General features: G+C 40.8%; 14 protein-coding genes and 1 pseudogene. 1 reads left to right on the plus strand and 14 read right to left on the minus strand.

Features of this window, described 5'->3' with window-relative positions; genetic code table 11:
• The first annotated feature begins 5 nt into the window (after nucleotides 1–5).
• On the plus strand, nucleotides 6–92 hold the full coding sequence (locus tag GWD08_RS08945; protein ID WP_369522499.1) for an IS3 family transposase: 87 nt from the start codon (nucleotides 6–8) through the stop codon (nucleotides 90–92).
• A gap of 103 nt (nucleotides 93–195) precedes the next feature.
• Here GWD08_RS08945 and GWD08_RS08950 read toward each other — a convergent pair.
• The 14 genes and pseudogenes from GWD08_RS08950 to rplK form a co-directional block, all read right to left on the minus strand.
• A pseudogene (locus GWD08_RS08950) lies at nucleotides 196–336 on the minus strand (DNA mismatch repair protein MutT); the annotation flags it as partial.
• 403 nt (nucleotides 337–739) lie between these two features.
• Complete coding sequence (era, locus tag GWD08_RS08080; RefSeq protein ID WP_159565151.1) at nucleotides 740–1639, minus strand: GTPase Era; 900 nt, start codon at nucleotides 1637–1639, stop codon at nucleotides 740–742.
• A gap of 133 nt (nucleotides 1640–1772) precedes the next feature.
• Nucleotides 1773–2180: a diacylglycerol kinase family protein gene (locus GWD08_RS08085; protein ID WP_159546180.1), complete on the minus strand. Its 408-nt coding sequence runs from the start codon at nucleotides 2178–2180 to the stop codon at nucleotides 1773–1775.
• Nucleotides 2161–2658, minus strand: a complete 498-nt coding sequence (gene ybeY / locus GWD08_RS08090) for an rRNA maturation RNase YbeY (RefSeq protein ID WP_159546186.1) — start codon at nucleotides 2656–2658, stop codon at nucleotides 2161–2163. The genes GWD08_RS08085 and ybeY overlap by 20 nt, the downstream gene beginning before the upstream one ends.
• Before the next feature lie 78 nt (nucleotides 2659–2736).
• A complete protein-coding gene (locus tag GWD08_RS08095) occupies nucleotides 2737–3312 on the minus strand; it encodes a uracil-DNA glycosylase family protein (protein ID WP_159565153.1) in 576 nt (191 codons plus the stop codon).
• Between the two features lie 305 nt (nucleotides 3313–3617).
• Nucleotides 3618–4652 carry a PhoH family protein gene (locus tag GWD08_RS08100; protein ID WP_159565155.1) on the minus strand — a complete coding sequence of 345 codons (1035 nt, stop codon included), beginning with the start codon at nucleotides 4650–4652 and terminating at the stop codon, nucleotides 3618–3620.
• 229 nt (nucleotides 4653–4881) lie between these two features.
• The gene (locus GWD08_RS08105; RefSeq protein ID WP_159565157.1) at nucleotides 4882–6654 is read right to left on the minus strand and encodes an oleate hydratase; all 1773 of its coding nucleotides are present in this window, start codon (nucleotides 6652–6654) and stop codon (nucleotides 4882–4884) included.
• Nucleotides 6655–7422: 768 nt separating this feature from the next.
• A complete protein-coding gene (locus GWD08_RS08110) occupies nucleotides 7423–7638 on the minus strand; it encodes a YozE family protein (RefSeq protein ID WP_159545061.1) in 216 nt (71 codons plus the stop codon).
• Nucleotides 7635–8144 (minus strand): peptide-methionine (S)-S-oxide reductase MsrA, encoded by a 510-nt coding sequence (gene msrA, locus GWD08_RS08115; protein ID WP_159565159.1) that lies wholly within the window; start codon nucleotides 8142–8144, stop codon nucleotides 7635–7637. Before msrA ends, GWD08_RS08110 begins: the two co-directional genes overlap by 4 nt.
• Nucleotides 8145–8239: 95 nt before the next feature.
• Entirely contained in the window at nucleotides 8240–9112 is an 873-nt protein-coding gene (locus GWD08_RS08120; protein WP_159565161.1) for a CvfB family protein, read from the minus strand.
• Nucleotides 9113–9354: 242 nt separating this feature from the next.
• On the minus strand, nucleotides 9355–9912 hold the full coding sequence (gene frr, locus GWD08_RS08125) for a ribosome recycling factor (protein WP_159545055.1): 558 nt from the start codon (nucleotides 9910–9912) through the stop codon (nucleotides 9355–9357).
• Between the two features lie 24 nt (nucleotides 9913–9936).
• On the minus strand, nucleotides 9937–10671 hold the full coding sequence (gene pyrH / locus GWD08_RS08130) for a UMP kinase (protein WP_159545053.1): 735 nt from the start codon (nucleotides 10669–10671) through the stop codon (nucleotides 9937–9939).
• A 241-nt stretch (nucleotides 10672–10912) separates the two neighbouring features.
• Nucleotides 10913–11602 (minus strand): 50S ribosomal protein L1, encoded by a 690-nt coding sequence (gene rplA, locus GWD08_RS08135; protein ID WP_159545051.1) that lies wholly within the window; start codon nucleotides 11600–11602, stop codon nucleotides 10913–10915.
• 104 nt (nucleotides 11603–11706) lie between these two features.
• Nucleotides 11707–12132, minus strand: coding sequence for a 50S ribosomal protein L11 (rplK, locus tag GWD08_RS08140; RefSeq protein ID WP_159545049.1), 426 nt, complete (start codon nucleotides 12130–12132; stop codon nucleotides 11707–11709).
• Between the last annotated feature and the right edge of the window lie 456 nt (nucleotides 12133–12588).

The raw sequence follows: 12588 nt of genomic DNA on the forward strand, positions 1-12588 counted from the left end.
AATATATTGAGACTTACTATAACCCTAAACGTCTGCATTCAGCTTTAGGGTATCTCTCACCTGTAGAATTTGAAAAAATAGTTACTAATTAGCTTAACTTTATGTCTATTTTTTCTTGACAAGTCCACATAAGAGTGTTTTTCTTCTGTCCCACTTTTGGGGTGCAGTGCCACTAGCCGTGTTTTTTATTTCTTCCTACCATCCTAATTTAAAGCTGTTGTCAAAATATTCCTTTAACACGAGTCTGTGTTTATTAGATAGTTTATCTAAAACATGGATATTGTCTTTTGAAAAGAAATTTAATTTTAGAGTCTCTTCGTTGCTGAAATCGGTAATAGCTATGCTTGAACTTGCCCTAACTGCATAGTTCGTTTTCTAAAATGCCACCTGCAAAGAGCCTAATTACTTTGTCATGACCAACTTTCGACCGGAGATAAGAGATCTAATCTTCTTTTTTTGCTCCTTAACATAAAAATACCTCCAACACTACAGTTTAGAGGTATCTCAGCATCTTTTTAATTTTTAAGTCAACTCTAGCGAAACCTTTTTGGTGCTCACTTGCCACAAAGTACCAAGCCCCTTTTTTATGATGAGTATATACATTTTTGAAGGGCTCGTTCACCAGGGCCTGCGTTAGCTAAGGTATTGTACAACTGACTAGCTTTCCCTGCCTTTCTTGGCTTGCCAATGAGGTGCTAAGTAAACAAAAAGTAGTTAGACTTGATTCATAAATCGGGTGCTAATACTCTTTCTGATTATAGCCAAAGTCGGCTAAATCTAATTTTTTATCTCGCCAGTTCTTTTTGACTTTGACCCAGGTTTCGAGGTAAACCTTATCTCCTAGCATGATTTCGATGTCACGTCTGGCCATCTTGCCGATTTTTTTCAGCATGGCGCCTTGTTTTCCGATGATAATGCCTTTTTGGCTATCACGTTCAACCATGATTGTAGCGCGGATGTGGATTTTATCCGTCTCTTCATCGCGTTTCATTGATTCAATAACCACAGCAACCGAGTGGGGAACCTCTTGTTGGGTCAGATGAAGTACCTTTTCACGGATCATTTCAGAGACTAAGAAACGTTCTGGATGGTCTGTAATTTGGTCTTCAGGGAAGTATTGAAAGCCCTCTTCTAGATTATCGGTTAGAATCTTAATCAATGTTTGCACGTTATTGCCTTGTAGGGCAGAAATAGGTACTACTTCTTTAAACGCCATTTGACTGCGGAAATCATCAATCTGCTCTAAAAGCTTGTCAGGATGGACTTTATCGATTTTATTAATGACCAAGACAACCGGGATTTTGGCAGCCTTTAGGCGTTCAATGATCATATCGTCGCCCTTGCCACGTTTTTCATCTGCTGGCACCATAAAAAGCACAGTCTCCACTTCACGCAAGGTACTGTAGGCCGACTCAACCATAAAATCGCCAAGGGCGGTCTTTGGCTTATGAATCCCTGGCGTATCAATAAAGACAATCTGTTCTGTCTTGGTGGTGTAAATGCCCATAATTTTATTGCGCGTGGTTTGGGCTTTATCACTCATGATGGCAATTTTTTGGCCCATAACATGGTTGAGGAAGGTTGATTTTCCAACATTTGGACGACCCAAAATCGCCACAAAACCTGATTTGAATGTCATTTTGTCTCCGTTAATTCTTTAAAATAATATGGTCTGGCCAGAATAAGCCTCCTAGGCAGCGTAAGCTTGGTTGGGACTCACTTGTCTAATGCTTTAACTTTCTTGTCACTAGTCAGCCAAGCTAAACGCTCTGCTATTTTCCAAAAATCAAAAGCCAAATCTTGGGTAAAAAGATAATTAGACCAGTAATCACTGCATAGCCTGAAATCACTAAGACGGCACCCGCGGCCATATCCTTGGCCTTTTTGGCGAGCATGGAAAAGTGATAGTCGCTGGCCAAATCAACTACATTTTCGATGGCAGAATTGACGATCTCCATGGTAATGACCAAAAAAATGGCCAAGAACAAAAACAACCACTCAATCGCTGATAATTTAAAGATAAGTCCAGCTATTATCACTAATAGAGCTGATACGAGGTGACTTTTTAAATTACGTTCTTCATCAATGGCAGTTAAAATGCCCGTAAAGGCAAATTCTAAACTAGAAGCAACTGTTCGGTTCTTCCACTTTCGTGGTGAATTATTGTCGTGTGAGGCCATAGGCAGTCAAAATCTCTTCCTGTAATGTGAACATTTCTTTCTCCTCTTCAGGCGTATAATGGTCATAGCCATTGATATGTAAAAAGCCATGGACTGCTAAAAAGCCCATTTCACGTTCAAAAGAATGCCCGTACTCAGCAGCTTGTTCCTTAGCTTTATCAATAGAAATGAACAGCTCACCAATATAGGCGTCAAACTCAGATAACATTTCCTGAAGTTCTGGATCGTTAGCTAGCTCTTTTGGATCAAATACAAGTGGTGTTTCTGGCTTGTATTCTAACGAGATAACATCCGTTGGCCGATCAGTCTGACGAAATTCCAAATTTAAGGCATGGCTGCGCTCGTTGGTGACAAAGGTTACAGCCATTTCTTTATCTTCTTTACCCGTTTTTTGAGCGGCAAAATTGAGCAAATCAAGCGTTTGCTCCATAATCGCTTGAGAAACTTGTCCTGTTTCATCAATCATCTCTATGTGCATAGTCATCTTCTTTCCAGTACTTTTATCTTTTTATTATACCATAAGAGCGGCCAAATGGAAAAAAGAGGACGTTTTCATCTAAGTCTGCAAAAGAGCAGCAACTCTTTTTTGCAAGTCTGGCACAACGCCTGCTTCAAACCAGCGATTTTTAACATGCCAGCGAAAATTGCGAGGCGATGGATGAACGAGCGGGAAATAGGTGGGTAGATACTCCTGATAGTGGCTCACTGTTTCGGTTAAGGTTTTATAGGCTCTATCTTTAAGGTAAAAAGCTTGCGCATAACTACCAACGAGAATCGTTAAGCTTACCTGGGACATAGTCGCTGTTATGAGAGGATGCCAGCGCTGGGCAAAGCCCTTACGAGGCGGGAGGTCACCTGAGTTTCCTTTACCAGGATAGTAAAAATCCATTGGCAAAACCCCAAATAACCCCGACTGATAAAACAGCTCTCTATCAACACCTAACCATGCCCGCAAGCGGTCGCCACTGCGGTCATTCCAATATATCTGGCTTTCTTGGGCGATGATGCCTGGCGCCTGTCCCACAATAATGATACGTGCAGTTGAAGGATTAGCATAGAGCGGCTCAATACCTCTTTGGGTATAGGTCTGATTTTGCGCATCCTTCATGATTTGTTCTTTAATAGTATCCATACTCTTATCCCTTGCTTGAAACGTTTGCTTACCTTCTGATCACAAATCACTTTGCTACTCTGAGTATTTGGCTAATGAACTCCAAGTGCCCGGTTTACTGATAATGTTTTTATAGCTCATTTGATCTTGTTTAGCCACATCCACAGGTGAAAACCTTGTTTTCGCCATTGGCTATGGCCCGTCTACCAGGACAGTTCAAAACACTCGCTTAAGACAACTAAAGCATAATGGAAACCGCCAATAAAACAAAGAAGAGAGAAAAACTGATTAGAGACACTCTCATACGTTTTCTCTCTTGTATCTGCTTAGCTATTTTCCCCAATCACAGGATAGTGGTTAAAATCGGGTGCCGTGGTTGGCGTTTGAGGATTTTCAGCTTGGACATCTTGTGGGCTTTCATAAGCCTTAATAATATCTGCCACAACTGGATGACGTACGACATCACTAGCTTTAAAATAGACAAAGTCAATGGCCTTAATTGTTTTAAGCTTTTGGCTGGCGTCAATTAAGCCTGACTTGACATGATGTGGTAGATCTATTTGGCTATGATCACCATTGACAATCATCTTTGAGTTAAAGCCAAGCCTGGTTAGAAACATTTTCATTTGCATCTTGGTTGTATTTTGGGCTTCATCGAGGATGACAAAGGCATCATCTAAAGTGCGCCCACGCATATAAGCTAGTGGCGCAATCTCAATAATATCGCGCTCCATCATCCGGCTTGTCTGCTCTTTTCCAAGAATTTGGTACAAGGCATCATAGACGGGACGAAGATAAGGATCTACCTTTTCTTTCAAATCACCTGGTAAAAAGCCTAGGCTTTCGCCCGCCTCAACGGCCGGACGGGTCAAGATAATTCTTTTGACTTGGCCTTTTTTAAGAGCTGAGACAGCTAAGGTCACTGCTAAAAAGGTCTTTCCTGTCCCTGCCGGGCCAATGCCAAAGACCACATCGTGGTGTTTAATGCTCTCAGCATAGACTTTTTGGCCAAGTGTCTTCACCCGAATGGGCTTACCACTGTTATCCTTGATGATTTCTTCTTCATATAGGGCGACAAATTTGTCAATTGTTCCATTATTAACCATTGACAAGGCCGTGACAACATCAGAAGTATTAATCATCATCCCACGTTCTACCAGAACCAAAAGAGCTTGGATGGTTAAGCGAGCTGCTTCGATTGCCTCGGCAGTTTGACCAATAACCTGGACACGTTCTGTTCTAGCATGAATGATGACTCCCAAATGGTCTTCAATCAATTTTAAATGCCGTTCATTGCTACCAAATAGGGCAAGGAGATCGTCAGGGTGGTGGAGAATGATATCAATAGAATACTCTTGCAAATGGAATGTCCTTTTCTATATTTTCTAGCTTCATTATAACAAAAAACCGATGACTTTTACCAGTAAATTCCTTGAACCAGCCAAATTCTAAAACGTATTTTCCAATCCTTAACAGCAAAAAACCGCATGCAAACCATGCTTAAGCGCATCACATGCATCCGGTTTAAAACACTAACTGTCATAGACAATTTTAGGGAACCAATAATCGCTCAGCTTGGTGCTAAATAGCTTAAATCAAGTGAGCTTCTTTAAGCAGCTCTTCAACATAGGTGCCTTTAATCTTGTTCATGCCGACTTTACGCATGAGAGCTGGAATAGGAATATCCATATCTTCAATTGGTTTTTTATCGTTAAGGTAATAAAGGGCTTTAAGCAATTCACGAATATCATAAACCGAATTAAAGACTTCAGGTACCCCACGTTCAACCTCTAAGAACATGTAAACGGCTTCCATTGCTGTACGGATAGAGTATTCTGTCGTAAAGACAGTATCACGTGAAGGGGACTCAGCAAAATTGCCGATAAAGGCAAGATTGATTGAACCTTGCGGAATCACATCAGGACGATCTCCTTTAACCCGAGGCATAAAGTAGCTCGTAATATATGGCATGTAAACAGGAACAGTATTAACATAATCTTGACCTGCTAAGGTTTTTATTTTAGCTTCGGGTACACCTAAATGATACAGCCATTCTTCAGTAATCTCGCGACCTGTACATGCTTCAATCGGTTTTTTCACAAAATTGCCGTCAACATTGGAATACAAACCATAAATCCAGACAACCGTTTCATTTTCTGCTTGTTCTTTAAAGTGTGGTTGGCGATGAATCGCAAAGCTCATCATCCAGTTAGAGTCAGTGACTGTAACAATCCCTCCGGTATTGACTTTTCCATCGTGCAAATCACGATGGGTAAGCCGTTCAATATAAGGCTCAATCGCAGGATCTTTAATGGTAGCTGTGGCAGAGACAAACCAAGATTCTTTTGGTAAATCTTTATAGAAAACTTTCGGTTGACCAAAATCATCTGATTGGGCAGCAAGATTTTCCCAAAGATTCCAAGAACCGCCTAGTTGTGTATTAGGTTTAGCAATGGTATCATGACTGCCATAAGTGGTACTTTCTGTAATGGAACCATTCGTCACAAAAACCAAATCATTTTCAGTTAAAAGAATTGTTTCAGCTTGTCCACCGGTCGTTAAATGAATAGCCTTTGCTACTTTTTTAGTTTGGCTGACAGCCACATCAATATTTGTCACCTTTGCATCAAATTGAAACTGCACATGATGGGATTCCAAATAGCTTATAATAGGCTTGACCATTGAATCATACTGATTATATTTATTGAATTTGAGAGCAGTGAAGTCAGGCAGTCCACCAATGTGATGGATAAAACGCATTGCATAGCGACGCATTTCTACTGCTGAATGCCATTTTTCAAAAGCAAACATCGTTGCCCAATACGTCCAGAAATTACTGTCAAAGAACGCTTTTGAAAAGACATCCTCAATCGTTTTATCCCCTAATGACTCCTCAGTTGCCAAAATGAGTTTAATCAATTCTTTAGAATGGCTTTCTAATGTAAAATCGCCATCACTATCCAAGCGATTCCCTTGTTGATGAATTAAGCGGCAGTTAGAAGAGTTAGGATCGTCTTTATCTAGCCAATAAAACTCATCCAAATAAGATGCCCCTGGTACTTCAAGCGATGGAATCGAACGATACATGTCCCACATACATTCAAAATGATTTTCCATTTCACGGCCACCCCGTGTGACAAAACCAATTCCTGGTTTATTTATCCCATCAAGGGAACCTCCTGATAAGGGTAATTCTTCAAAAATATGAATGCGTTCACCATCCATATGGCCATCACGAATGAGAAAAACGGCAGCTGCCAAGCCAGCAAGACCTGATCCCACAATATAGGCTGATTTGTCATCAACACCTTTGGGTTTACGGGTTGAAACAAAGGCTTCATAATTTCCGCTAGTGTAACGCATAATAAGACCTCCTCCTTTGAGAACGTATTCTTCTCTTGTTGCTTACATTTTACCGCTTCTAATAGGCAAAGGCTACTAAAAAACTTACAGGAGAAGCGTTTTTAGACAGTTCAAAAAAGGGTGTCTAAAAAGGATAAGCTGATATGTACCCCCTTTCACTGAATTAGTCCAGTAAAAGAGATACATATCAAGCCCGTTCTTGTTAGCATGCTTTTAATTGGGGCTTCTTAAGGGTCCTTTCTTTCCAACCAACACCAACGTCTCAATCCTCTTTGGCCTTTTTTTCTTAGGTCATTACCTGTAAAAGCAAAAAGCACCCGCGGGCGCTTAGAACGTAGACAAATTCCTATAGCATGTCATCATTTGACTTAGCCTAGGTGAAATGATAAATTGTTAAGCTCTTCGAAAGCTTAATATGTCAATGTTTCTGAGCGTTTTTAATTAGCATCACAGAAAAAAATTGAAGAAAATTATCCAAAAGGGATTTTTTTCTTCAATCTGAGCACCCTCACGGGCGTTCCTTAGATGGAGTGACTCTTTTTTGTAACAGTGCTTGCTCTTAGCACCAGAAAGAAGAAAAGACTCCAATGGATTTTCTCTTAATCACAGTTTTTGCTTGGTTTAAACCACTTGGGCATGCTTATTTTTTTATTCTACCAGCCAGTAAAGACCTGTCATCATTGCTAGGGAACTAAGGCAATATCACGGACTGGGTTGTAGGAACAACTGGCCTGAGCTCTTAATGAACTCACTTTTTGTTAGCACAACTCAATGGGCCAAATAATCTTCCCAAATTTGGTCAAACTGACCTAGATTAAAGGAGAAAGAGGCCTGATCCTCTAAATATCGGCTAATGTCATCAAAGTTATTGGTATGCTTTGGAAATGTACTATCTGCAAAAACTAAGTCGGCCAAAATAGCAACTGGGGCATCCGATTTTGGGTTACGTTGGGTCATCAGCCACGTATAAAAAGACTTTCTCACTGCCAATGCTCCTTCAAAAAATCATGGCGAATTTTGCTACTCATCGCATAGCGGACTGGATTTGTCCGATAAAAGGCCTGATGGTAGTCTTCTGCGGGATAAAAGGTCTGAGCCGGTTCGATAGTGGTCACAATCGGTTGAGAAAAACGGCCCGACGCCTGAAGAGCCGCCTTAGAGGCCTCAGCAATCTGCCGTTGCTGCTCACTTGTGTAGTAGATAACCGGGCGATAATTCTCCCCGCGATCTTGAAATTGACCAAAGGCATCCGTTGGATCACTCTGAGCCCAGTAAAGTTCAACCAAATCAGCATAAGAAATCTTTTGCGGGTCAAAAATAATCTCAACAGCTTCTGTATGTCCAGTTGTGTTACTGCAAACTTGCTCATAGGTTGGGTTTGCTACATGTCCACCCGTATAGCCTGACAAGACTGATTCAATTCCTTCTTGTTCTTCAAAAGGTTGCACCATACACCAGAAGCAACCACCAGCAAAAATTGCACGTTCCATATTTTTGTCCTCACTCTTTTTTTAATGACATCATTGTAGCAAAAAACTAATGACTTGTCTGTTTTTATACCTTGCATCTGCCACTTCCTTTTCTGCTATTTTGCATCAGCCGTCTTGAGTAAGGTGGTGCCAAATTGATCTTGTTTGATTTTCTTAGCTTTCATTAAACCACCCAGAGCTTTTTTGAATTGTCCTTTAGAAATACCAAAGGTGGCTTTGATTTCAGCAGGGGAAGACTTATCATTTAAGGTCATAAAGCCGCCGTTTGTTTCCAAATAAGTCACAATCATCTGGGCATCATTTTCCAGCATTTCAAATGCGCGTGGTTTGATGGACAGATTCAAGGAGCGATCAACTGCACGAAAACCAATGACCCGAGCCTTCAAGACTTGGCCTAAGCGTGGCTCTTGATAACGCTCACTAGGATGAATAAAACCAAGCATATTATTTTCAGGCAAGTAAACAAAAGTCCCTGATAATTTCAAACGATAGACAATCGCTGGCCACTCCTGATTTTGCATATTATCGTAGGCTGGCCCCGCCATTTTTTGAAAAACGTCTGGTGTCGCCGGGATGCCCCAGATGCGATCTTTGTGGTCCACCTCCAGCCGAATGTACAATCGATCACCCTTTTTAGGCCACAATTCTTTCAATTCTGGTAAAATATCCAGCGAAACCACTATCTGCTTCTGCGGAATACCCGTGTCAACAAAGACCCCTAAATCCTTACGCACATCAGTAACCGTGCCCCACCCATAACTATCTTGCCTTGACTGGATTGGCTTAGTGGTCATCCGTAATTTTTGCTTCATGTCCGTGTAAACAAAGCCTTGGACCATCTCACCCAAGGCATGCTCTCCTTCGACTTTATCTAAAGTAAAGGTTAAACCTTCTTTTTGGACAAAATAATCTTTTGTGTTTTCATCGGTAACCATTGCCGTAATGGTGGTTGCAAGTATACTATTCATATCTCTTATATTTATATTAGCAGGTAGCTCTCGCCAGTATAAACCCTTTCTTTCATTATTTTTTAGATTTGTTCTCTTCACTTTTTATATAGAATGTCTCCTTTTACAAAAACAAGGTAAACAACCTTGCAAACACAGCTAGTTTGGCTTGTTGTCTACCTTTTTGTGTCATTAATGAGTGCTGCATGTGATCCTAATATAGGTGTTCGAATCAAACCTCAGCAAACGCCGCCTAATGACTGCTACACTTCTAGCAATTCGTTTTCTTTGTTTGCAGTCATTGTATCAATGTGCTTAATAGCCTCATCTGTTGCAGCTTGAATATCCTTTTCCAATGCTTTTAACTCATCTTCAGTAATTTCTTTATCTTTTTCTTGCTTTTTAGCTTCGTCCATCGCATCACGGCGAATATTACGAATAGCAATTTTAGCATTTTCACCAACTTTTTTGACATCTTTAGCCAGTTCTTTGCGGGTTTCTTCTGTTAAGGCTGGAATAACCAAGCGAACAACGGTACCATCATTGGCCGGGGTAATGCCAAGGTCCGATTCGTAGATTGCCCGCTCAATATCCTTAATCGATGACTTATCAAAGGGAGAAATCATCAGTACACGCGCTTCTGGCACTGTAATGGAGGCCAACTGGTTTAAAGGAGTTGGTGCGCCATAGTAGTCGACTTGAATCCGATCTAACAAGCTGGCATTGGCCCGACCGGCACGAATACTAGCATATTCTCGTGATAAAGCTTGATGTGATTGTTCGAAGCGTTCCTTTGCTTTAGTGATAATTGCATTAGTCATTATAAAATATCTCTCTTTCTTATTCTACTGGTCTTGGTCAAGTTTGTTAGATACCGTTGTTCCGATATGTTCACCAAAAACAACACGTTTAATATTGCCAGCTTCGTTCATGTTAAACACAACCAAGTCAATATCATTGTCCATCGAAAGGGTTGAAGCTGTTGCATCCATAATCTTCAAACCACGTTTAATCACCTCACCGTGTGTTAACTCGTCAAACTTAACTGCATTAGCATCTTTGCGCGGATCAGTATTATAGACACCATCCACCCCATTTTTAGCCATTAAAATCGCATCTGCTTCAATTTCCGCAGCACGCAAAGCAGCGGTTGTGTCAGTGGAGAAGTAGGGGGAGCCAATTCCCGCACCAAAAATAACAATACGGCCTTTTTCAAGATGACGAAGAGCCCGGCCACGGATATATGGTTCTGCAACATTTTGCATTGGAATAGCTGTTTGTACGCGTGTATCCACCCCATAATGTTGCAAGCTATCAGCCATAACCAAAGCATTCATAACAGTGCCTAACATCCCGGTATAGTCAGCTTGTACCCGATCCATGCCAGCTTCTGCTGCTGGTTCGCCACGCCAAAGGTTACCACCACCGATAACTAAAGCAATTTCAACACCCGAGGCCTGGACTTCAGCGATTTCTTTAGCTATTGCTTGAACAGTTGAAATATCAATCCCAACACCCTTAGAACCTGCCAAAGCCTCACCTGATAATTTGATTAAAATACGATTATATTTGGGTTCCACTACGAAATTCTCCTTGTTTTATCCCTACTATCATACCATAAAACAGTCATTTTTGATAGACGAATCGTACCCCAAAGGCAAGAAAACTTTTTACTTATAAGTAAAGGTCAGCCACTGTCAGCCAGCAGCAAGTCTATAACAGCTGAGCTTGCTTTTTTTGTAAACAAAAAAACTAGAAAAAGGCATGCAATAGCATTCTTTCTCCAGTCTTTTAGTCAAGTTAGCTAACTCTTAAGTTAGCTTAAAATGAATTGGCATCCACTTTGATACCCACACCTTGGGTTGAAGTAAGTGAGATGTTTGTCATGTAAGTACCTTTTGCTGTTGATGGTTTAGCTTTTACCATCACATCATGGAAAGCCTTAAAGTTTTCAACTAGCTTATCAGTATCAAAGGATACTTTACCAATGATAGCTTGTACGTTACCAGCCTTGTCAGCACGGTAAGTGATTTTGCCGCCTTTAGACTCTTCAACTGCTTTAGCAACATCCATTGTTACTGTGCCAGTTTTAGGGTTTGGCATCAAGTTACGAGGGCCAAGGACACGTCCAAGACGACCGACAATCGCCATCATATCTGGTGTTGCGATAACAACATCAAAATCAAGCCATCCGCCATTGATCTTTGCAACAAGGTCATCTTCACCAACAAAGTCTGCACCAGCAGCTTTGGCTTCTTCAGCTTTGGCACCACGTGCAAAAACAAGTACACGTTGGGTTTTACCAGTTCCGTTTGGCAAGACCATTGCGCCACGGATTTGTTGGTCTGCTTTACGAACGTCAATGTTTAATTTGTAAGCAACTTCTACAGATGCATCAAATTTTGCAAAGTTAGTTTCTTTAATTAATGCTACAGCCTCTTCGACACTGTACGCTTTTGTGCTATCAACTTTTTCAAGTGCTGCACGCATTTGTTTGCTTTTTTTAGCCATTTTAAAATTCTCCTTGTAATGTGGTCATATCGATTTGCTTTAAAATCTCCCACGTCACTCATCAAATCACGATGAAGTCTTGCGGGTTATCTGGGCGTTGCTGATTAATCAGTAACAGTGAATCCCATAGAACGAGCAGTACCTTCAATCATACGCATTGCAGACTCAAGGTTTGCAGCGTTTAAATCTGGCATTTTAGTTTCAGCAATTTCTTGTACTTGTGCACGAGTAACTGTTGCTACTTTAGTTTTGTTAGGTGTTCCTGAGCCCTTTTCAACACCGGCAGCTTTTTTCAAAAGAACAGCAGCTGGTGGTGTTTTAGTGATGAAATCAAATGATTTGTCTTCATATACTGAGATAACAACTGGGATGATCATTCCAGCTTGATCCGCTGTACGAGCGTTAAACTCTTTAGTGAATCCCATAATGTTGATACCTGCTTGACCAAGAGCTGGTCCAACTGGTGGAGCTGGTGTCGCTTTACCAGCAGGGATTTGAAGTTTTACAAGTTTTTCGACTTTTTTAGCCATTTTAAAAATCCTCCTGTTGTGGTTTTGGCGGTAATTAAGATTTTTACCTCCCACAGATATGCCTAACAGCATACTTTACCATTCTATCTTATTTTAGAAAAGATAGCAAGTGCTTTTCCAAAAAAGGAAATAATTGCTTTTTTTTGCGCAGCTGTACTTACCTTTAGCATCAGCTTATAGCCATTTGCAGATAAAAAGCAGCTAACTAATGGCAAGCTTCTAAGTTCTTAGCTATAATAAGCTGTCTTTACTTATTTTTGATGCTAGCAGTTACCTTTGTAAGAAGCGTTTTTTCTTTGCGCTTGCTATGCTATTTAACACCTGGCAGCATGAATCATTCCCGTAGTTAGTTATTCCATAGCCATCATAGCTTTTCAAACCCTCAAAAAAGAAAAATCGCCACGTTAAGTAGCGATTTTTCCCTTTTGTGAGCCTCAATGAAACGTCAAAGCGTTA

The organism is Streptococcus halichoeri, assembly GCF_009870755.1.
GTDB lineage: Bacteria > Bacillota > Bacilli > Lactobacillales > Streptococcaceae > Streptococcus > Streptococcus halichoeri.

What these genes read in the sequence shown, in the direction of transcription:
- msrA (WP_159565159.1), bottom strand. Translation starts at nt 8,144, where the DNA reads ATGGAACGTGCAATTTTTGCTGGTGGTTGCTTCTGGTGTATGGTGCAA.
- rplA (WP_159545051.1), bottom strand. Translation starts at nt 11,602, where the DNA reads ATGGCTAAAAAAAGCAAACAAATGCGTGCAGCACTTGAAAAAGTTGAT.
- GWD08_RS08105 (WP_159565157.1), bottom strand. Translation starts at nt 6,654, where the DNA reads ATGCGTTACACTAGCGGAAATTATGAAGCCTTTGTTTCAACCCGTAAA.
- GWD08_RS08095 (WP_159565153.1), bottom strand. Translation starts at nt 3,312, where the DNA reads ATGGATACTATTAAAGAACAAATCATGAAGGATGCGCAAAATCAGACC.
- era (WP_159565151.1), bottom strand. Translation starts at nt 1,639, where the DNA reads ATGACATTCAAATCAGGTTTTGTGGCGATTTTGGGTCGTCCAAATGTT.
- rplK (WP_159545049.1), bottom strand. Translation starts at nt 12,132, where the DNA reads ATGGCTAAAAAAGTCGAAAAACTTGTAAAACTTCAAATCCCTGCTGGT.
- GWD08_RS08120 (WP_159565161.1), bottom strand. Translation starts at nt 9,112, where the DNA reads ATGAATAGTATACTTGCAACCACCATTACGGCAATGGTTACCGATGAA.
- frr (WP_159545055.1), bottom strand. Translation starts at nt 9,912, where the DNA reads ATGACTAATGCAATTATCACTAAAGCAAAGGAACGCTTCGAACAATCA.
- ybeY (WP_159546186.1), bottom strand. Translation starts at nt 2,658, where the DNA reads ATGCACATAGAGATGATTGATGAAACAGGACAAGTTTCTCAAGCGATT.
- GWD08_RS08085 (WP_159546180.1), bottom strand. Translation starts at nt 2,180, where the DNA reads ATGGCCTCACACGACAATAATTCACCACGAAAGTGGAAGAACCGAACA.